Source organism: Shewanella sp. SM32 (assembly GCF_025654235.1).
Lineage (GTDB): Bacteria > Pseudomonadota > Gammaproteobacteria > Enterobacterales > Shewanellaceae > Shewanella > Shewanella oncorhynchi.
The window spans coordinates 44,240-64,957 of the sequence record NZ_JAKKRO010000011.1; the positions used below are offsets into that span (position 1 = coordinate 44,240).

The 20,718-nt window shown below is 46.8% G+C and carries 15 protein-coding genes, 1 pseudogene and 1 riboswitch; of the genes and pseudogenes, 12 read left to right on the top strand and 4 right to left on the bottom strand.

Going from position 1 to position 20,718, the window contains the following annotated elements:
• Positions 1-90: 90 nt before the first annotated feature.
• On the bottom strand, positions 91-2,253 hold the full coding sequence (locus L5M10_RS06605; protein WP_263255058.1) for a glycoside hydrolase family 97 protein: 2,163 nt from the start codon (positions 2,251-2,253) through the stop codon (positions 91-93).
• A gap of 267 nt (positions 2,254-2,520) precedes the next feature.
• Between L5M10_RS06605 and L5M10_RS06610 the strand changes: the two are divergent.
• From L5M10_RS06610 to L5M10_RS06620, 3 genes and pseudogenes are all read left to right on the top strand, one after another.
• Positions 2,521-3,289: pseudogene (locus L5M10_RS06610) on the top strand (tRNA (adenine(22)-N(1))-methyltransferase).
• A 272-nt stretch (positions 3,290-3,561) separates the two neighbouring features.
• Entirely contained in the window at positions 3,562-4,092 is a 531-nt protein-coding gene (locus tag L5M10_RS06615; RefSeq protein WP_131524087.1) for an NUDIX hydrolase, read from the top strand.
• Between the two features lie 148 nt (positions 4,093-4,240).
• Positions 4,241-4,837: a tRNA-uridine aminocarboxypropyltransferase gene (locus tag L5M10_RS06620; RefSeq protein ID WP_131524086.1), complete on the top strand. Its 597-nt coding sequence runs from the start codon at positions 4,241-4,243 to the stop codon at positions 4,835-4,837.
• Positions 4,838-4,969: 132 nt separating this feature from the next.
• Here L5M10_RS06620 and trhA read toward each other — a convergent pair whose 3' ends face one another.
• Entirely contained in the window at positions 4,970-5,653 is a 684-nt protein-coding gene (gene trhA, locus L5M10_RS06625) for a PAQR family membrane homeostasis protein TrhA (RefSeq protein ID WP_131524085.1), read from the bottom strand.
• Positions 5,654-6,147: 494 nt separating this feature from the next.
• Here trhA and L5M10_RS06630 point away from each other — a divergent pair, with 494 nt between their 5' ends.
• The 9 genes from L5M10_RS06630 to L5M10_RS06670 all read left to right on the top strand — a co-directional run bounded on the left by L5M10_RS06630 (position 6,148) and on the right by L5M10_RS06670 (position 17,570).
• Entirely contained in the window at positions 6,148-7,539 is a 1,392-nt protein-coding gene (locus L5M10_RS06630) for a hypothetical protein (protein ID WP_263255059.1), read from the top strand.
• 167 nt (positions 7,540-7,706) lie between these two features.
• A riboswitch (TPP riboswitch) is annotated at positions 7,707-7,805 on the top strand.
• Between the two features lie 201 nt (positions 7,806-8,006).
• Entirely contained in the window at positions 8,007-10,094 is a 2,088-nt protein-coding gene (gene thiC, locus L5M10_RS06635; RefSeq protein ID WP_263255060.1) for a phosphomethylpyrimidine synthase ThiC, read from the top strand.
• A gap of 2 nt (positions 10,095-10,096) precedes the next feature.
• The gene (locus L5M10_RS06640) at positions 10,097-12,034 is read left to right on the top strand and encodes a bifunctional hydroxymethylpyrimidine kinase/phosphomethylpyrimidine kinase (RefSeq protein ID WP_263161363.1); all 1,938 of its coding nucleotides are present in this window, start codon (positions 10,097-10,099) and stop codon (positions 12,032-12,034) included.
• Positions 12,027-12,926: a HesA/MoeB/ThiF family protein gene (locus tag L5M10_RS06645; RefSeq protein WP_263236156.1), complete on the top strand. Its 900-nt coding sequence runs from the start codon at positions 12,027-12,029 to the stop codon at positions 12,924-12,926. The genes L5M10_RS06640 and L5M10_RS06645 overlap by 8 nt, the downstream gene beginning before the upstream one ends.
• A 1-nt stretch (position 12,927) precedes the next feature.
• Positions 12,928-13,131 carry a sulfur carrier protein ThiS gene (thiS, locus tag L5M10_RS06650; protein WP_263138807.1) on the top strand — a complete coding sequence of 68 codons (204 nt, stop codon included), beginning with the start codon at positions 12,928-12,930 and terminating at the stop codon, positions 13,129-13,131.
• Position 13,132: 1 nt separating this feature from the next.
• Positions 13,133-13,897 carry a thiazole synthase gene (locus L5M10_RS06655; protein ID WP_263161357.1) on the top strand — a complete coding sequence of 255 codons (765 nt, stop codon included), beginning with the start codon at positions 13,133-13,135 and terminating at the stop codon, positions 13,895-13,897.
• A complete protein-coding gene (gene thiH, locus L5M10_RS06660) occupies positions 13,894-15,009 on the top strand; it encodes a 2-iminoacetate synthase ThiH (RefSeq protein ID WP_263161354.1) in 1,116 nt (371 codons plus the stop codon). The genes L5M10_RS06655 and thiH overlap by 4 nt, the downstream gene beginning before the upstream one ends.
• A gap of 102 nt (positions 15,010-15,111) precedes the next feature.
• Complete coding sequence (locus tag L5M10_RS06665; protein WP_263161351.1) at positions 15,112-15,375, top strand: chemotaxis protein; 264 nt, start codon at positions 15,112-15,114, stop codon at positions 15,373-15,375.
• A gap of 5 nt (positions 15,376-15,380) precedes the next feature.
• Positions 15,381-17,570 carry a putative metalloprotease CJM1_0395 family protein gene (locus L5M10_RS06670; protein WP_263236153.1) on the top strand — a complete coding sequence of 730 codons (2,190 nt, stop codon included), beginning with the start codon at positions 15,381-15,383 and terminating at the stop codon, positions 17,568-17,570.
• A gap of 147 nt (positions 17,571-17,717) precedes the next feature.
• Here L5M10_RS06670 and L5M10_RS06675 read toward each other — a convergent pair whose 3' ends face one another.
• Entirely contained in the window at positions 17,718-18,626 is a 909-nt protein-coding gene (locus tag L5M10_RS06675; RefSeq protein ID WP_263236152.1) for a LysR family transcriptional regulator, read from the bottom strand.
• Positions 18,627-18,829: 203 nt separating this feature from the next.
• Complete coding sequence (locus L5M10_RS06680; RefSeq protein ID WP_263255061.1) at positions 18,830-20,689, bottom strand: M3 family metallopeptidase; 1,860 nt, start codon at positions 20,687-20,689, stop codon at positions 18,830-18,832.
• Between the last annotated feature and the right edge of the window lie 29 nt (positions 20,690-20,718).

A 20,718-nucleotide genomic window follows, 5' to 3' on the forward strand; every position in this document is an offset into this window, starting at 1 on the left:
CACAAAGGGCGCTTTTTAGCGCCCTTTGTTTATGGTGACTTTTGTTTATAGCGACTTTGTTGCTCGCAACAAAGTCGTTAAAGCACTTTATTAAAGTACTTTGAATCTGATTGCCGTGCCGCCACTGCTGGCGAGTGTGAGGTTTAGGCTATCTTTAGCACTCACCTCTTTGGTTTCAATCACATAATCATAGGGATTGGTTTTCCAATCGGCCTTTGAACCATCGCGGTAAATTTGTGCTTGATAACGTTTATTCGGGGAGAGGAAATCCAGTTTGACCGTGACCTTGCGTGCGGTTTCATCCGTGAGTGCGCCTAAGTACCAATCACCTTGATCCTTCGCTTGGCGAGCAAAGACCACATAGTCACCGACTTCACCGGCCAGCGCGACACTTTGATACCAATCTGTGGGCACATCGCGGATAAATTGGAAGGCATCTAAGTGCTTTTCATAATTGCGCGGCAGATCCGCTGCCATTTGGATTGGGCTATAGAGCACAACGTACAAGGCGAGCTGTTTGGTCAATGTGGTTTGCACACGATTTTCAGCATCCAACCCCTTGGGCGCTAAGTCAAAAATTCCCGGGGTAAAGTCCATTGGACCCGCAAGCATGCGGGTAAAGGGTAACATGGCCGTATGTTCAGGGCTGTTTGGTGGGCTACCCCAAGCATTGTACTCTTGGCCGCGGGCACCTTCGCGGGAGATCCAGTTCGGATAGGTTCGGCGCAGGCCTGTGTCTTTAATCGGCTCGTGGGTATTGATACTGATGTGGTGTTTCGCTGCTTCAGTGACATTGTGCAAATACTCACCGACCATAAATTGGCCGTCGTGCCACTCGTGACGGGTAATGCCTTTGTCATCTATGCGCTTGATCTGGCCACCATCGGCGACATAGCCCGTCTTGACTTGAGTAACACCATGCTGCTCATACAGAGCGAAGGCATCAGCCATTTGATCGCGATAATGCGTGACTGAACCTGCGGTTTCATGGTGGCCGATTAAACGTACATTTTGTTTTGCTCCGTAGGCTGTGATGGCGAGCAGATCGAAATCAGCATAGGCCTTGGTAAAGCTAAATTGATCGCCATTGTGGAACCAGTCGCCGTCCCAACCTTCATTCCAACCTTCTACCAGTACGCCATCAAACTGATATTTAGCGGCGAAATCCATATAACGCTTTGTTTCACTAGTGGTTGCGCCATGGGTTGGGCCCGAGCCCCAGGTATTTTCGTTTAAGTGCATTCCCCACCAAATACCGACGTATTTCCCTGGTTTTACCCAGGTAACATCGCCGAGTTTATTGGGTTCATTGAGGTTAAGTATAAGGTGGGAGTTGAGCAACCCAGTTGCTTTGTCGGCAATTTGAATGGTGCGCCACGGCGTATAAAAACCCACTTGGGTTTTGACGCGAATACCGTCGGACCAAGGCGTGAGATCGGCCTTAAGTTTGCCATCGCGCTGTTGATCTAAGGTCATGGCGGCAAAGTCCACCAAGGCGGCTTCGTGGATACTTAAGTGCGTACCGTCTGCGAGTTTTAAGGTGAAGGGGGTATGGGCTCTATCGACGTCTTTAAGCACTGTGGTGCGATATAAATATTCGTAGCGATTCCAGCCGCGGGCAGGGATCCACCATGCTGTAGCTTTATCGCTTTTGCCGACATTGAACTCGGTTAACTCGTCAGTGATTAATAGCGGCGAATTGGCGGGCAGGGCAGCTTGTGGGGCTAAGTGATAGCGAAAGCCAATCCCATCGTCAAAGGCTTTAAATTCGATTTCGAGTTGCACCTTGCCATTACTTAATACTGCAGTCAGTTGATTGTGCTGATCGCGGATCCATTCCTGTTCGCCCCAAGGTTGTTGCCACTTTTCATCGGCACTTTTTTTATCGCTGCTTTTTATCTGTAATCCTTGACCGAGTTCGCCAAGGGATTGAAAAACTAAGCCTAAGCGGCTCGGTTCTATGACTGTTTTGCCGTGAAAATCGATTTTATATTCGGGGCGGCCTGTATCGTCACTCAAGCTGATTTGAATTTGTTGGTTGGGTGAGCTGACGGTAACGGTTTTGGCAAATACGTTGGCACTAAAAAGACTCGTGACCGCAAGGGCGATGGCTGTAGGGCCTAATAGCACTTGCGATAGCTTTTGGCACGATGAGCTCTGGCGAGAGTGGCTGTTTGTTAAGTGGCAGTCTGTTACGTGACAGGCAGTTAAGTCGCTGCGAGTGAACTGAATTGGGTTGGTCTTGATGAACATTCCTTGATCCTTGTTTTTATAATGAATGTGACTCACAGCATACTAGTGGCGATGGCTTTTTAACCGCAACGGCCTGCATACGTATTCACCACATTAAGGCGTGGCGTGACAGACGTGACAAGAAGCACTGCGAGGGCACGAACAAAAGATGTGGTTTGCTTTTGACTCGGGTAAACTGCGCGCTTTCTTTTTGCTTAAAAATGCAATTTAGCGTGGGATTTACAGTGGGATTTACAGTATTTGGAGCCGCAGTAGTAAGGTCAAACCGTGAAAATTAGCCAACGTTTACAACAGATAGATAGCATGATCACTGGCCATTACGATCATATTTGGGATTGCTGCTGCGATCATGGTTTGCTCGGTATGCTGTTGTTAAAAAGGAATGCTGCTCGCCAAGTGCATTTTGTCGATTGTGTGCCTTCGCTAATGCAGGCGCTTGAGCTGCGTTTACAGCGTTTTTTCCCCGCTGACTTATTAGGCCAAAATCCTCACTTAAACCCAGGTATAGGCCCAAACTTAAGTTGTCATACTCAGTGGCAAGTGCATTGCCTCGATGTCGCGGCTTTACCGCTCGAGCAAACCAGTGACAAAGATAAACAGTTGATTATCATCGCTGGCGTGGGTGGTGAATTGCTGGTGAAATTAGTGCGGGCAATTTTAGCGCAACACCCACTGCGGCACCTCGAGTTTATTTTGTGTCCCGTGCATCATAATTACTATGTCAGGCAATCACTTTCGGCCTTAGGGCTAGGGCTTAAGTCGGAACACTTATTGGAAGAGAATCAACGTTTCTACGAAATCCTCCATGTCAGTACAATCGCGGCTCCAAATTGTCTGCCTATCACTGCTACTGGGTCGTTAATGTGGCAGACGTTAGATGAAGCAAGTTTGCCGCGAGCACACAGCTACCTGTCGCAGGTGATTGGCCATTACCAACGCATGCCGGCGCACAAGCAAACTCCTGAAATTATTCACGCCTATCAGCAGCAATTGGCCCAGCTCTTGAATGAGTATGAGTGAGCTTGAATGTTCTTGAGCATTTTTCCGCTTGGGCATTACGCTGAGAACCAAAGATGAGCAGCTAAGATGAGGATCAGGCGAAAGAGCTGATGCATCGCGATCTCGTTGTTAATATTATTGGTAAAATGATTTTAGCATAAACCGTTAACAATCAATCTTGTAATCGTTAAAATCTATTAATCACTCTGACTGGACTGAGTGTGATTATTGCCTCTGTGGCAGTTTTTGATCTGCATTTGGCGCATTTTCGTTTATGCTGCGACTCCTTTTCGGCAAATGGCTACGACGATGCGTTTATTGAGAACCACCCAAGATCCTGCGGTTAACCTACAGACGGCACGCGTTTTTTACCGCAGAGCTGCCCGCGCGATAGTGTTATCGGGTGAAGACATTTTGCTACTTTATACCCAAAAATACCGCGACTACAGCTTACCCGGAGGCGGAATTGATGATGGCGAGAGTCTCGAAGATGGACTGATCCGCGAGCTACAGGAAGAAACCGGTGCCTTAGACATTCAAGTGTTAGCCCCTTTTGGTCGCTATGAAGAGTTTCGACCTTGGTACCGTGAAGGAGCGAATGTAGTGCACATGGAGTCATTCTGTTATGTGTGCCGTATTGACATCACATTGGGCGAGCGTGGTTTAGGTGAGACTCGATTAGAAGCCCATGAGATTAAAAATGGCATGCGACCTCAATGGCTCAATATTCATCAAGCTATCGCCCATAATGAAGATATTCAGCGTAATCATCCCCATAAAGGCCAATCAATAGAACGTGAAACTTTTCTGCTAAAACAGATAGTGTTGGAATGTTTGTAAGTTTTATCATTTTTAAATCATGTGTTTAATATATGATTTTATTTCACACATAACTGAGTGAGCAGGGTTTGGTTGGCGATTAAACGTCGTTATTTTAACCTGATCTTTTAAGCTGATACTGCTTCGAGCCTGTTCCTAAAATCGCTAGATGTTTAATGTTATTTCTCATTCTTTTGCCGCAGCAAGGAAGGCAATGCAGATTATTTTATTGACCCACGAGCGCGAGTTAACCCGCAAAACGAATACTGGCCAACTCGCGTTAGCCGCATTCCCTGAAGAGGTGAAAAGCATCGTCTGGTCGAGAACGGCACCTGATAACGATTTAGTGGCTATGTTGGCATCGCAGCAAGCCAAGCTGTTGTTTCCTGCAAGTGATACTGAGTTTGCTATGCCCACTGATATTAACCCCTTAGCTGAGCCAGCGCTCTCGAACGCACAAGCCTTGTTAGTGCCTGCGCAATCCACAGTCATAGCAGCACAACGAATGCCGAGCCAAGTGGTGATTTTAGATGCGACTTGGCAGGAGGCACGTAAGATGCTGCGCCAGAGCCCCTATCTTAAAACAGCCGCACGAGTCAGTTTGCCGCCACTTATGCCAGAATCCGCCTTTATATTGCGGCGTAATCAGCAAGAAGGGGGGTTGTGTACTGCAGAATGTATTATTGCGCTTTGGCGCCAGTGTGGCAGAGAAGAACAAGCGACGCTATTAGCGTCGCTGTTTACTGAATTGAATAGCCGTACTTGATTGCGATGTTCGAGAGAGCGTTCGAGGAAGTGCTTAAATAGATAATTAACGACTTTTAGCTTTGACCCACAGATAAATCACCGTCAGTTAAATCATAGTCATTTAAATTAGAGCCAGTTAAATCAATGTCAGTTAAATAACAGTCAGATAAATACACAGAAAGTGACTCATGGCACCGCCGAGCACAAACAAATGCCAAATGGCATGGTTGAATGGAATGCGTTTACCGACGTAGAATACAACCCCTAATGTGTAAAATAACCCGCCTAAGATCAATAGATTAAAGCCTACCTCTGACATCGCCGCCGTTAAATCGCCCATCACAGTGACACATAGCCAACCCATAGCGAGATACAAGACTAAGCTTAACTTTTTGAATTTGTGAATAAACAGTGTCTTAAATAGGATCCCACCAATTGCAAGCGACCAAATGGCCGTTAAAATCACTATCGACTGCGTGCCTTGTAAGCTTATCAGCATCAAAGGTGTGTAAGTTCCTGCAATTAAACAGTAAATAGCGCAGTGATCGGCGATCTTCAGTTTATGTTTCCAGCCTGAATGGCTAACGCTGTGATATAACGTCGAGCATAGGAAAAGCACTATGATGCTCGCACCATAAATGGTTACGCCCGTAAGTTGAATTGGCGTTAGGTGATCTTGACCTTTAAGCAGCATGAGGACCAATGCCACAATCCCCGCAATGACACCTAGGCCATGGGATACACTGTTAGCGATCTCTTCTTTGATACTATATGGTCCAGATTTTACCAGGTTTTTAACTGTGTTTGGCTGTTCGGTAACACTTTGACTCGACATGGTAGATACACACTCGTAAACGATAATGACTGAGTCTATCAGTTAGAAAAATAAATCACCATATTTTAGCGTACACTTGTAAGCTTAAATTTATGGTTGGCTTCTATTTTTCATCTTTTAGATTTTTAACGCCGTCTTGCACTCCCATCAGTGCATCGCATTGATGATGCTACTCGCTTCAAGACGTGAGATTTAACATTCAATTTAGCGCGATTATGATCCCAATTCCCAGCCTTATTTGTCTTAACTGGCAAGTGGCTTATCAAGCACTGGCGTAAAGTACTGTGCTTGTAGCAGGTTGCATTCGCATTGAACTTTGCTCTGTTTGCCTCCTCTAATCTGCGTTGAGCACTCGTAAGTAAATGCAATCAATAGATAATTCGCTTTCAATATTCAACAACCCGATATTGGATTGATATTGAATTAGAGTGTAATCGTTCCACGTTAAGCATCATTGAAATCAATGGATACTATACAAAACCTAAGGATGGATTTTGCCTTTTCAACATCAACCCAAGGCCGCGCCTTTATTGACAGCATCTCCTACAGCGATAGCGATTGGAGATGATGTCGATAGTGCTTTGCTGATTTCGGTCACATCGCCAGAAGGTGAGACTTTTATCGCCTTTGATCATCAGCTCGGTGAACTGGATGCTGCTCAAACGCCTGTTTTTACCACTGATACGGAGCCATTAGCGTTCAATAGCGATGCAGGTCATTCAGCCTCTAAGCATGACATCAAAGGCATAGCTCAAGATAAAACCCAAGATTTGGTACTGCAAGAAATCCATGCTGAACATCAAGATCAACATCAACATAAATTGGTTCCTGAGTCTGAATCCAAACCTGAACTGTCTGGGATGATACAAACTAGTGCTCAGGGATTGGGGACGGGATCCGTTTTACGTGCTCGTCAGCCATATTTCAAAGAATTAAGTCTGTTATTTTTTGTGGTCTTAGTGCATGCGTGTTTATTTTTACTTATCTGTATTTTGTGGCGCCCGCAGTTAAATCCCTTCGGATTGAAGGAAATAGAAAGTCGTGGCCCTAAAGTGGCAGCGATCAAGGCTTACTTTATTTATGCTCCCGCGGTAGAGAAAGCCGAAACCTCAGAGTCCGAAACTGAGATAAAGGCCGAGGATAAGACTGAAGCGACAAGTTCTGTTACGCCTACAATTGTTCCCACACCTCAAACTCAAGTGAAGCCTCTGCCAATACTTGAAAAGGTCATGCCTGAAACAATAGCACCCGAAAAGGCCGTCTCTGAAAAAGTAGAATCAGAAAAAGTGAACCCAGATACGGTTAAACCGAACATCACTCAATCGAGCCAATCTCAATCAAAGAAAACTCAATCAAAGAAAACTCAATCAATTGCCCCAAGTGATGAACAACCCACTGAAACGATGGCAATAAAACCAACGAATACGTTGGATACCTCAGAATTAAAGCCGCAGCTTGGCGCTAAGAGCTCGCCTGCAGCAGAAGGTGAGATCACAATAGCGACAAGCTCAAGCATGAGTTTATTCACGCAGCAATATTTTGAACGTCAGCGCGAGCAAGCGCTCGATGATCTCGTCATTGAACAGGCCGATAAGTTCACCCGGAAATCGAATATGAGTGAAATGAGCCCAGAGATGGAGGTGCTATTTGTCCCTAATGCCGATGATTTCGGTGACACAACGAGTCTAGATTTACCCTTAGACCCAAATCGTATTGTGCGTAAAGGGGATACTTGTTATCGCGTGGTACAAGTCGGCACTCAAGTTAATCCTAACGCCGAAAATTTAGGTTTTCCCATTAACTGCAGTGGCAAAAAAATCAATCAAGCTATTGATGATGCCATTCAATCTCGATTAAACAAAATGATGCTCAAACCCCATAAATAGTGACTTTCTTTTGTGATTTATTTTCATGCTAATTATATCTTTTTTAGTTTTATTTTATTTAATCAATTAAAAACAATTAATTATGAATCTTTATTTTGGATTGGTGGTTAAGGTTTTTAATTGCTTTTTTCCTTGTTTGTTGCTGCCGCTTCTGTCTATACTGCGCACTCATCTTGTCGGAGTGCCTCTTGGCTGAGACCGTTTATTCGGGATCCGTTGAACCTGATCAGGTTAAAACCTGCGAAGGAAACAAGCGTAATAACACATATTAAATCGCCAAAATAGACGGCTTGAACACCTGCTAACTCAGCAGTGTTTTAAGCCTTAATGTTTAGATTTAATCGTTATTGAGCAGGGTAACTCAATTTTTGAAGCCAGTGTTGGCCACAAAAGTTGATTGCCATGTCCAGCTATCAACAACTCAATTCTCCAGACAAGCAACTCCATTTTTTAACGTGAGATTGCTTATGTCCAGTTCAAACCCAAACCCAGCTGTAGCTGCTATTTCTAGAGAAAGCACATCGCTAGAAGTGACAGTGCCTAGTCAATCAACCGTGCCTAAGGCGCCGAGTCGCCGCGAAACCCGCGCGCAGGCCCAAGCCTTTATCGATACGTTAGCGCCGCTGCAACATCCTAATTCACAAAAGATTTACCTCGAAGGTTCCAGTGCCGATATTCGCGTTGGCATGCGGCAAATTCTGCAGACTGACACCCTGGTCGGCGGCACAGATGATGCGCCCATCATGGAAAAAAATCCGCCAATCCGCGTGTACGATTGCGCCGGACCTTATTCCGATCCTGAGGCCGACATCAATGTGCGTCTAGGCCTTGGTAAATTAAGACAAAACTGGATCCTAGCCCGCAACGACACAGAGCAATTATCCTGCGCGACCTCAGACTTTACCCAACAAAGACTCGCCGACGACGGTTTAGATCATCTGCGTTTTGAGGCAGGCTCGAGTGCCATTGTCCGCCCACGCAGAGCGCTGCAGGGCAAACGTGTCAGTCAATTACACTATGCCCGTCAAGGGATTATCACGCCAGAAATGGAATATGTGGCGATCCGCGAGAACATGGTACTTGCGCAAGTACAGGATGAAATCCTCAATCGTAAAGCCAAGGGCGAAGCCTTTGGTGCCTTAGTCGGCGAACCGATTACCGCCGAATTTGTCCGCGCCGAAGTTGCCCGTGGCCGCGCGATTATTCCGCTGAATATTAACCATCCCGAAGCCGAACCTATGATTATCGGGCGTAATTTTCTGGTGAAAGTGAACGCCAATATCGGTAACTCGGCGGTGACGTCTTCCATCGAGGAAGAAGTGGAAAAGCTCGTCTGGTCAACCCGTTGGGGTGCAGATACTGTCATGGATTTATCCACGGGTCGTTATATTCACGAAACCCGCGAGTGGATCATCCGTAATTCGCCAGTGCCCATCGGCACTGTGCCTATTTATCAAGCGCTGGAGAAAGTGAACGGCGTGGCAGAGGATTTAACCTGGGAAGTGTTCCGCGATACCTTGATTGAACAAGCGGAGCAAGGTGTTGATTATTTTACTATTCATGCTGGTGTACTGCTGCGTTATGTGCCGATGACGGCTAAACGTGTTACTGGGATCGTTTCCCGCGGCGGTTCAATCATGGCCAAATGGTGCCTGAGCCACCATAAGGAAAACTTCCTCTACAGCCATTTTCGTGAGATCTGTGAGCTTTGCGTCGCCTACGATGTATCCCTGTCTTTAGGTGATGGTATGCGTCCAGGCTCAATTGCCGACGCCAATGATGCCGCCCAGTTTGCAGAGCTTGAAACCTTAGGTGATCTAGTCAAAATCGCGTGGGAATACGACGTGCAAACCATTATCGAAGGACCGGGACATATCCCGATGCAGCTCATTAAAGAGAACATGGACAAGCAGTTAGTTCACTGCGACGAAGCGCCGTTTTACACCCTTGGCCCACAAATCACCGATATCGCACCTGGGTATGATCATTTCACCTCCGGCATAGGCGCGGCCATGATTGCTTGGTATGGCTGCGCTATGTTGTGTTATGTCACGCCAAAAGAACACTTAGGATTACCGAATAAACAAGATGTTAAGCAAGGTTTGATTGCTTATAAGATTGCTGCCCACGCCGCCGATGTGGCCAAAGGTCATCCGAGTGCGCAAATTCGTGACAATGCGCTGGCAAAGGCGCGGTTCGAATTCCGCTGGGAAGATCAATATAACTTAGGACTCGATCCTGAAACCGCGCGCGCTTACCACGATGAATCTTTACCGCAGGAATCCGCTAAAGTCGCGCATTTTTGCTCTATGTGCGGCCCTAAATTTTGTTCGATGAAAATCACCCAAGATGTGCGCGCCTATGCCGCTGGCTTAGAGGCGGCACAAGCGAAGGCGGATCAAGTTGAAGCGGCTGACCAAGCCATGCAAGTCACAGTCAAGACGCCGCAGGAGTTGGAAGCGGCAATGGCGCTAAAATCGGCACAATTTGCTGCTTCGGGCGCCGAGATCTATCACGTGAAAGACAAGCTTGTCGCCGAAGCAGAGGAAGCCTAATTATGTCGGGTATTCATGGGGGTAATTCGCCCATGAATACCGCTCGCCCCGCATTTGTTTGGACCATAGCCGGTTCAGACAGCGGCGGCGGTGCCGGTATTCAGGCGGACTTGGCGACAATTCAAGATTTGGGCTGTCACGGTTGCTGCGTGATCACCACAGTGACGGCGCAAAGCTCAGTAGCAGTCACTTTAGTCGAGCCCGTATCAGCGGCGATGTTAATGGCTCAGCTGACGACTTTGCTTTCAGACTTGCCACCCAAAGCAATTAAAATCGGCTTACTGGCAGATCAAACTCAAGTGGCATTGCTGGCAGATTGGATCGCGAGTTTTAAAATCCACTATCCATCTGTGCCTGTGATTGTCGATCCTGTGATGGTCGCCAGTTGTGGCGATGCATTAGCAGCAGATAACTGTCAGGATATAAAAAGTTCTGCCAAATCAGCTTTAGATTTTAATCCTTTCAAAGGCTTAATCGAACTTATCACGCCCAATGTGCTTGAACTTGGGCGGTTAACTAACAGTGATGTTTCGACCAAATCGCAGTTCGTTGCTGCAGCACAGGCTTTATCCCAGAGTTTAGATTGCAGTGTGCTCGCTAAAGGGGGCGATGTGAGCTTTGGCAGCACTGATATTCTTGATGATACTCATGCTAAAACTCACGATAACACTCATGCTCAAACTCAGGCTAACGTTCATGTTAGCACTCTCGATAGCAACGGCTGGGATCATGGGCTTGCCGAGGATTATCTGGTTTGCCATCAAGTACGCGCTAGCTCTGAGCTGCATCAAAATGGGCGTTTTTGGTTGGCAAGCCCGCGGGTTAATACCCGTCATAACCATGGTAGCGGCTGCACTTTGTCATCGGCTATTGCCGCCGTGTTAGCGCAAGGTTTTGTATTGCAAGATGCGGTGGTGGTTGCCAAAGCCTACGTGAGTCAAGGCTTAAGCGCGGCGATTGGTTTAGGGCAAGGTCCAGGGTCGTTGGCCCGTACGGGGTGGCCCAATGACTTGTCCCGCTATGCCAAGATAAAATTGTGTGATGGTAATTTTATTAGTTATCACCTCAACCAACATCTTGATGTTGGTAATGACTTAGTTGCAACAGTTTTTTCCGCAACAGATCAGGCAACCGCTCAGGTAAGAATAACTTCGACGCCAGCTCAATACATCTCATCCCACGGTTTTAAAGTGCTCGATGCCGATCTTGGTGTTTATCCCGTGGTGAGTGACTTAATCATGCTGGAAAGTTTGTTAGTTGCGGGTGTTAAAACCGTGCAGTTACGGATAAAAACCGATACCAGCGGGTCAACTGCTGCAGGGTTAGCAGGATACCAGCGAGATAAATCTGCGCTAGGCAAGTCTGAGTCAGGTAAATTTGAGTTGGTTGGCTCTGAATTAGAAGCACAAATTCAAACGGCCATTGCCTTAGGTAAGCATTTTAATGCGCAGCTTTTTATCAATGATCACTGGCAGTTAGCGATAAAATACCATGCCTTTGGGGTACATTTAGGCCAAGAAGATCTCGCCGTTACCGACTTAGCGGCCATTCAGTCGGCAGGGCTCGCATTAGGTATATCCAGCCACAGTTATTTTGAGTTGCTACTGGCGCATCAATACTCGCCATCCTACATAGCGCTTGGGCATATATTCCCAACCACGACGAAGCAAATGCCTTCGGCGCCCCAAGGGCTCGCAAAACTTAAACACTATGTGGCGTTACTCCAAGACCATTATCCCTTGGTCGCCATTGGCGGCATGGACTTAGATAATCTGGCAAAGGTGAAAGCTACTGGGGTGGGCAATATTGCTGTGGTGCGCGCCATCACGAAAGCTAAGGATCCGTTAGCAGCGTTTGCAGAGCTGAGCCAAGCTTGGGAGCAATGTAGCTTGTCTGAAGAACTGGCTGTAAAGCATAAGTTGGATGCAAAGCATGAGTAAAAAACCACCGCTTTATCACGCAGAGGTTCTTTGCGACGGAACACAAAGCACTCATACACTCAGTGATTCAGATTTCATGCGTTATTCTCGGCAAGTCTTATTGCCAGAGGTCGGTGAGGCAGGGCAATTGCAATTGGTCGACGCCAGCGTTGTTATTGTAGGGCTTGGCGGCTTAGGGCAATTGGCGACGCAGTATCTGGCTTGTGCTGGTATTGGTCGCTTGACCTTAATCGATAGGGATAAGGTTGAAGTATCGAATCTACCAAGACAATTGCTATTCAACGATGCCGACATTGGACTCAATAAGGCGCGAGTTGCCAAGCAAAAGCTCAAAGGCTTAGCGCCGCAGTGCACTGTTACTGCCCATGAAACAGCATTTAGTGCTGAGACATCAGCTCATCACTTCGCTGAGGTTTTACAATTAAAACAACAGGGTAAAAGAGTGCTCGTGCTTGACTGCACTGATAACTTTGCGACCCGCCAAGCCATTAATCGCAGCAGTATCGAAGCTGCTTTACCTTTAGTCAGCGCGTCAATCGCAGCATTTAGCGGCCAATTGTTTGCAGTCGATCAAGTGCAGTTCCCCTCTGGTGGTTGTTATCACTGTATTTTCCCCGCACAGACGAGAGTGTCACAGAGCTGCAGTACCCAAGGCGTACTTGGTCCGAGCGTGGGCGTGATGGCGTCAATGCAATCTTTGGTGGCTATGCAACTTTTGTTGAATATGGATAGTTGTAATGAATCGAAAAGTGCCTTGTTGGGGCGTTTTTGGCGCTTCGACGCTAAATCACTTTCATGGACTGCGGCGATATTAACGCGGGATCCCCATTGTGACATATGTGGCCCCAAAGGGGCTTATCTATCATCAAATAAAGATAATCTTGAGGTTTGATATGATTTTAATTCACATAAATAATATCCCACAGTCGTTGACTGAACCGACTTCGCTCGCGGCTGTGATCCTCGCGCAAGATATTGCCCTCGACTCAGTTGCTATCGTGTTGAATGCAGAGGTGGTTCCGCGCAACCGCTGGCAATCTATTCTCTGCCAACATGAAGATAAATTAGAACTTTTTTCAGCAGTGGCGGGAGGCTAATATGTTAACGATTGCCGATGTGGAGTTTGAATCACGGTTATTTACCGGAACGGGAAAATTCAGCAATAGCCAAGTGATGCTTGAGGCGATAACGGCTTCAAAATCGCAGTTAGTGACAGTCGCGATGAAAAGAATTGATTTTAAAATGGGGTTTGATGATTTACTCACGCCGTTACGTCAAGCGGGTGTCCGGCTATTGCCTAACACTTCGGGGGCGAGAAACGCCAAGGAAGCGGTGTTTGCGGCAGAGCTTGCCCGTGAAATGCTGGGAACTCATTGGATTAAGCTCGAAATCCACCCCGATCCTAAGTACCTGATGCCCGATGCAATTGAAACCTTAGCAGCGGCCAAGATTCTCTGTGATAAAGGTTTTATCGTGATGCCCTATGTGCATGCCGATCCTGTGCTCTGTCGCCGCTTGGAAGAGGTGGGCTGCGCTGCGGTTATGCCACTGGCGAGTCCGATTGGCAGTAATCAGGGTTTAGTCACTGAAAGCTTTTTAAAAATCATCATAGAGCAGGCGCGGGTGCCAGTGGTGATCGATGCCGGTATTGGCGCGCCTTCACAGGCTGCGCGGGCAATGGAGCTGGGCGCCGATGCGGTGCTCGTCAACACCGCTATCGCCAGCAGCGCGTCGCCGATAGTGATGGCCGAGTGCTTTAAGGAGGCGGTGCAATGCGGTCGGCGAGCCTTTGAAGCTGGGCTTGGCCGAGTACAAACTGGCGCGGTACAGACCAGTCCTCTGACGGGATTTTTAAACCAATGAGTTTTGTAGAGGAATTTGCCAACATCCCACGGGATAAACTGTTACTCGATCTGTATTCTTGCACAGCCCAAGATGTCGAGCGGGCGTTAGTGAGTCCAGCAGGGGATTTACGAAGCTTACTGGCCTTGATATCACCTGCGGCAGAGCCTTATATCGAAACCATGGCACAACGTTCAGCGGCGCTTACGCGGCAGCGATTTGGCGCGAATCTGGGCATGTATTTACCGCTATACGTCTCGAATCTGTGCGCTAATGAATGTGATTACTGTGGCTTTAGCATGAGTAACAAACTCAAACGCAAAACCTTGAATGAACAGGAGTTGATGGCCGAAATAGCCATTATCAAAGATAGGGGGTTCGATTCGATTTTACTGGTGTCGGGTGAGCATGAAACTAAGGTTGGTATCGATTACTTCAAGCAGATTTTGCCATTGGTAAAGCAGCAATTTAGCTATGTGGCGATGGAGGTCCAACCCATTAGTGAGGACCATTATCGCCAGTTAGTCACGCTAGGTTTAGATGCTGTGATGATTTATCAAGAGACCTATCAGCCAGAGACTTATGCTCGTCACCATTCGCGAGGTAAAAAAATGGATTTTGCCTATCGCTTAGCAACACCGGATAGAGTTGCGGCGGCGGGGGTCGATAAAATTGGTCTTGGGGTGTTACTGGGGCTGGATGATTGGCGTTTAGATGCGTTAATGATGGGATATCATATTGACTATTTAGAGCGTCGCTATTGGCGCACTCGCTTTAGTATTTCGCTGCCAAGGTTAAGACCTTGTACTGGCGGGATCACTCCAAAAGTTATTCTATCGGATTTAGGTTTAGTACAAATGATTTGTGCATTTAGACTTTTTAATCATCAGCTTGATATCAGCATGTCGACAAGGGAAAGCCCTGAGCTGAGGGATAATCTTTTACCACTTGGAATTACTCACATCAGTGCGGGTAGTTCGACACAACCGGGCGGCTATCAAGCACCCGACAGTCAACTCGATCAATTTGAGATAAGCGATGATCGCAGCGTCGAGCAAGTTATTGAACAGATGCAACGGCAGGGTTTTAATCCCGTATTTAAGGATTGGGAAGCCAATTGGATCACAGGATAAATAAGACCGTAAATAAATGGTGAGAATGCGGATAAAACCTGTACTTTTGCAGGTGATTGGTCAATAATTGACCCATTAATCACAGCGTGCAGGAATACCGTTATGCAAATCCAATCTGCTTATTCATCCGGTCTGCAAGGCTTGCAAAGTGCTCAATCTGGGCTCACTCAAGCAACAATAGATGTGGCTAAACCGACACCGACGCAAAGTGCATCTCCGGCTGAATCTACAAGAGATGTTGCGCAGCCTGATAAAACCTCGGCATTACTTAACGCTAATGAGTCATTAAGACAAGGGGAAGCGTCAACAGAAGTGATTGAAACTGATTCTGAAACGATAGGTTCGATCATTAATATTAAGGTGTAAATATCATGTCGGTTGTGGCGCTATCACCTAAGGTTGGAGCGCCATCCTCTTCATTTTCGGCACATGATAAGATGCTAAGCTCGAATCTAAGCCAGAGTCACGCTAATAGCACTTATCAAGGAGCCAGCGCTCACACTGCGGGCTCCGCAAAAATTGAAGCGAGTGGTGTCCATGAACTACAGGTTACTGGAACTTCATTTGCTCCAGTTCAAGCCACGCCTATTACTTCATTAGCTGCTAACGTTTCTCAATCTCTCCACTCATCACCGAATGTGTCTTTTGCTGCTTCTAGTGCTGTTTCATCAACTACTGCATCTGTACTTCCTGTACTGAATGGTGCAAGCCAAGCACCCAAGATCGATCCTTTTTCCGTACCAACGCCAAGGAGCAATCCTCAGGTAAATACGTTAAATGATCGAGCTAGCTTACATGCCGATGCGAGTTTTAGTTTGTTAACAGGACCAAGATCTATTTCTGGTGTACGCGGGGGACAGATTGCGACACCTATTTCTACTCAGGTATTTTCGCCAGTCGCGGGTACGAGTAATAGCGGACTTGGGGTAAATTCCTTGGCTACAATAAGTCCAAATCTCAGTGTAACGAGCAATATTCCCGTTGATATTTTTACGCCTCTGAGTCCATCAATTGGCACTAGTGGTACTGATATTCCTGCTTTCAATCCATCTAGCACGGGTGATGTTTCTCCAATAATGCCTGATTTAGCTGCAGTGTTTGGACCACAAACTGTCTTTACTGGAGCTGCGTTAGTTGATCCCTCTACGTCTGATTCTGTAATCAACAGTGCTGTAAATAAGAGTATAGCAACGAGTGCAGGGCCTGTTGGTCAGTCAAACTCTGCGCAAGCCTTAGATCAATCAGCTAGCAATGATGTTGCTCAACCGACTGTGTTAGAACAATTTACTCAAGTTTTCGGTGAAGCTCAGGCTCAAGCTAGTCCTGTAGATGCTCCTGCGGCAGCGTCTAACCCAGATGATAGTCAACAAGTCTTAGCTGCTGTCTTTGCCCCAAATGATAATCAGCTTGAAAAGCAAGTACAGGAAGAAGAATCGCAGAAACAGCAAATTGCAGCAGCGGAAGAGGCAAAGCAGCAATCACTGGTTCAGCAGGCTCAGGAACAAGAGATACAAGCCCAAGAGAAAGCGCAGGCGCAACAGCAACAACAGGTTGATTCACTTAAGGCCAGAGATTCTGAGGTTAAAGCCCATGAGCATGCCCACGCAACCGTCGGAGGACAATACGCTCAGAGCCCGAGTTTTAAGTATGAAAAGGGTGCTGATGGCCAACGTTACGCCACCGATGGCGAAGTGCAGATTGATGTCTCTCCAGTGGGAGGCGACCCGCTTGCAACGATAAACAAAATGAAGCAAGTTTATGCCGCAGCAATGGCTCCTGTTGACCCGTCATCAGCGGATATCCGTGTTGCCGCGGAAGCCTTGCAAAAAATGAATGAAGCTAAAGTGATGCTGGCAGAGGAGCGACAAAAACAAATTGTTGACTTGCAAACGGCTCAAACATTAATAGACGCGGATGCTCAAATCAAAGAGTTGCCACCGTTAGAAAAACATACACCTGTGGTGACGGGAGATGTTGATGAGTCAGGTAATATTGTTCAGCCTCAAGAGGCTGTATTCACCCCAGCCTCTACTGCGCTTGATAAGCTAAAACAAGCGATCGAGGCACAAACGGCCAACACGAGAGTCATTGATACGGGTTCGAAAACCTCTTCTGATATCAGTGACTCAGTCACTACATCGACCACAGTGGAAACGATTGAGCCACCGACCGCAACTTTAGCATTTGGAGAAGCTTCAACTTCAGCGGATTTAGCGACGGGTTTTATCTCAAGATCCGATAGTGCTGCAAGCCGTTATTATGCTGCGGTTGCACAAGCCAGTGCTGGACCTTCATCTCGTGTCGATATGACGTCGCAAGCCAATATTCTGCCTTCTTATCTGGCATCTTCAAATGAGCTGCCTAGCAATTTGCAATCTACGGATGTGTTGTCCGCAAACAATGTAAATGAGCAGTCTTCAAATATCAGTGCTAGCGCGAATACGAATGTGTCTTTGCAGAGCGAGTTATATGTGGAAGATGACCTCTTGCAGGAGACGGGATTTATTCAGCCACAATATTTGGGTTATCAACAAGCACGCTATGTCGACTTTAGTGTGTAAGATTAGGCTTTAACTATTCCCATGATTCGCTGTTCATCATCTTTTTCGAAACAACCTCTCAATACCACTAAGAACTAACCATTTAATCAGCAGTTAGTACTTATCGTTTTGCTCACTCGAATTGATAACTCGTTTGGTATCTTGCTGTTAATGACTATTCGTCGTTTCAATTCCATGCTGTTTTAAAATCAAGGAAGCAAGCAGTTTTGATGCAGGCCCTTGTTGATCTCTTTTAGGGATCACTAAGCTCAACATGATGCGACGTTTTTGGCTGCCCTCAAGATGTAAACGTACTAGATTACCCGAAGCCAATTCTTCTTGGACTAAGAAAGAGGGGATCCAACAGAAACCAATACCTTGATTTAAAATGACTTTAGCTTCATGGAAGTTAGAGACTGTCCAGCGCTGCTCTGCTTTGAGCCAGCCGATATCAATGTTGGATTGCACTCCAGTATCTTTAATCACTAACTGTAAATATTGTGCCAGTAGTTTATCGTCTTCAATTGTGCCTAAATCAGCGAGTGGATGATTTGGATGACAGACGAGGTAGAGTTCTTGTTCACATAAGGGTTCGGATAAATACCCTTTAGGCGGCACCCCTGCACAGATAGCAATATCGACTTTACTCTGCTGAATGAGCTCTTGAGTGCCGGTGATCACTGAGTCCAGCATGATGATTCGAGTGCCACGACTATGGGGCAGAAACGTATTGAGGGCACACACTAAGCTTTCCATCGGATAGATAATTTCACGGGCAATCGTGAGTGTCGGCTCCCACCCTTGCTCGAGATTACTCGCAAGCTGTTCTAACTCGTTGACGGCTTGGGTGACATGCCGTGAGCGGCGCAGCAGCACTTCGCCCTGCGGGGTGAGATAGGCTTTACGGCCTTTGACTTCGAGTAGCTCGATACCTAATTGATGCTGTAATTTGGCAACGGCATGGTTAAGTGACGATTGACTCTTGTTGAGTTTTTCGGCCGCTTGGGCATAGCCGCCAAAATCGACCACCGCTTGCAAAATACGCCATTGTTCTAAGGTAGATTTAGCTCGAGTCATTATAATCTCAAAAAAACGATAGATTGAGGCTTATAGTGGCCACTTCTTACGACTTTTTCAATTAAATATCATAGAGTCAGTCATTCCCACGACATATAGATAGCTATGTCGCGCTAAGTTAGTGAGGGGATAGAGAGGCTAATCATGACGATTAGCTGTGTTTGCGCCCGAGCGAGTCACAAACACATCCTAAGCATTCACACTTAAAACGCACAAGAACCTATTGCGTCAAAAGCTTGGTTGTTGGAGCTGTCAGCATGTTCTGAAGCGGTGCTATTTGAAATTCTTTGGATCAGCGCAGCACTATCAACGGGGGCGCCAATGACCGCTTTTAATTGGTCACTGAAGCTTAAAGCGTCTTCATTGATGACTAATACATTGAATAATTTTAGTTTGTCTTGGCAGTTGAATGTGGATTGAGCTATCAGCTGGGCTAGCGATGCTTGCCAGAGTGATTGGTAGTATAGCGGTCCTTCGTTGGCGATAGCATTGAAGCTATAAGGATAATCCTGTGTTTGTGGCCAGTCTTGGCCAAAGCTGGCATTAAACTCCGCACCGAGATCGGGGTAGACTTGTGCACTTGAGTTTTGGTAAAAGTTGACTGCAACCTTAGCGCGAAAGACTTTAAGCTGCTTCGAATAAGCTTTAGCCAGTGTTTCACGCTCCTGTAAATAGGTGTGCTCAAACTGCGGAAAGAGTTGATGGCGCAGTACTTCTGCTAACCAAAGACTCGCCACAAAATAGCTATCTTGACTTTGTCCCATGGCATTGTTGAGGTAGAAATGGCTCGCTTTAGCAAGGGAAGTGACAGCCTCTGCGATAGACTCGGTTAATTGCTCAATGTCTTTGTAGTTACTCAGCTGTGGCTTGAGATCTAAAGCTTGTTGTCCAAATTGCTGGCCGAGTACACTTTGACGCAATGTTTGCTGTTGACTACCTTGTTGTGGATTTTGGTTGTACGCCACATAGATTTCACCTAACAATCTTTGCTGGTGGTAGGCTCTGATGATATGCGGCCGATTAGGAACGGTTGGTGTTTTCTCGGCGTTGGCGGTTTCTATGGTCTCAAACTGCAAACCAAACACTTGCAGATAAGTAAAGCTGCGACTCAAGACGTCAGAGGTTTGCCATGTCGGCACCTTGGCTGATGCTTGTTGTGACAGGGTTCGCCCAATATCCCAGGGAGCCACTTGCAGATCTTGGGTTTGGCTATCAAGAAAAGCTTTGACTAATTCAGGGGACGATAACTGCTGCGAACTAAGCACTAATGCGCTGTAATCGGTAAAGCCTGCAGCAGTGGCGGCTTGTTGGCGCTGCTCAGCAATTCGCTCTAACGCCGTTTGATTGGTTTCACTGGCTCTGGCTTGGTAGGCCTGCCATACATTTTGGCGACATACGGCGTTTTCCTGCGTCAGTAAGTAACTGGCGATAGTGCCAGAAAAGTCGCTCTGCTTTGAACTGTCGGGCTTCGGCTCGTCACTTTTATCCTCTTTTTTATGCAGATGTTGCTGCTGAGTCACTTCAGGTTGGCATTGGCTGCCATTGAAGGCAAGACTAAATTGTTGACTGCCTAACCCTTGGCCTATGCTGGCTTGTGCAGTATGTAATTTCGCTTTCTCCTCGGCGCTCCAATGTTGTTGTAGCAATTGTTTAAGCTGTTGGCTCAGTAGTATTTGTTCTGCATTGCCTTGGGCTAAGGCGTAGGCTAGTTGGCTCAATTCAGTTTGGCTGAGAAGTTGCGACAGGGTGTCGGCGAGGTGTAGCTGGCATTGCAGTAGACCCTCGCGTTCCTCACTTGGTAAGTTAAACCCACGGTAATAGTTGAGTCTGTCGTTGATATTATTAAGCCCTAACATCTGTTGCTCAAAAATAAGCGCGCGCTGGGCCAAGGCTAATTCAGACGCAGTTAAACGCGCATTGGCGAACACAGTCGCAAGATCAATACTTGGCAAACGCAGGCATTGTTCAACTAAAAGGGGAACAGGGCTTGGCGCCGCATAGGCGGCATTCGTAACATAAAGGCTCAAGCCAAACAGGCTAACCAGTAAAGTGGGTTTTAACATGGGTTATGTGTTCTGCATCTGTGATGGAA

Bases quoted from the DNA above. Each gene is read 5' to 3' on its own strand.
- L5M10_RS06605 (WP_263255058.1), bottom strand. From the start codon at position 2,253: ATGTTCATCAAGACCAACCCAATTCAGTTCACTCGCAGCGACTTAACT.
- L5M10_RS06615 (WP_131524087.1), top strand. From the start codon at position 3,562: ATGCGTTTATTGAGAACCACCCAAGATCCTGCGGTTAACCTACAGACG.
- L5M10_RS06620 (WP_131524086.1), top strand. From the start codon at position 4,241: ATGTTTAATGTTATTTCTCATTCTTTTGCCGCAGCAAGGAAGGCAATG.
- trhA (WP_131524085.1), bottom strand. From the start codon at position 5,653: ATGTCGAGTCAAAGTGTTACCGAACAGCCAAACACAGTTAAAAACCTG.
- thiC (WP_263255060.1), top strand. From the start codon at position 8,007: ATGTCCAGTTCAAACCCAAACCCAGCTGTAGCTGCTATTTCTAGAGAA.
- L5M10_RS06640 (WP_263161363.1), top strand. From the start codon at position 10,097: ATGTCGGGTATTCATGGGGGTAATTCGCCCATGAATACCGCTCGCCCC.
- L5M10_RS06645 (WP_263236156.1), top strand. From the start codon at position 12,027: ATGAGTAAAAAACCACCGCTTTATCACGCAGAGGTTCTTTGCGACGGA.
- thiS (WP_263138807.1), top strand. From the start codon at position 12,928: ATGATTTTAATTCACATAAATAATATCCCACAGTCGTTGACTGAACCG.
- L5M10_RS06655 (WP_263161357.1), top strand. From the start codon at position 13,133: ATGTTAACGATTGCCGATGTGGAGTTTGAATCACGGTTATTTACCGGA.
- thiH (WP_263161354.1), top strand. From the start codon at position 13,894: ATGAGTTTTGTAGAGGAATTTGCCAACATCCCACGGGATAAACTGTTA.
- L5M10_RS06665 (WP_263161351.1), top strand. From the start codon at position 15,112: ATGCAAATCCAATCTGCTTATTCATCCGGTCTGCAAGGCTTGCAAAGT.
- L5M10_RS06670 (WP_263236153.1), top strand. From the start codon at position 15,381: ATGTCGGTTGTGGCGCTATCACCTAAGGTTGGAGCGCCATCCTCTTCA.
- L5M10_RS06675 (WP_263236152.1), bottom strand. From the start codon at position 18,626: ATGACTCGAGCTAAATCTACCTTAGAACAATGGCGTATTTTGCAAGCG.
- L5M10_RS06680 (WP_263255061.1), bottom strand. From the start codon at position 20,689: ATGTTAAAACCCACTTTACTGGTTAGCCTGTTTGGCTTGAGCCTTTAT.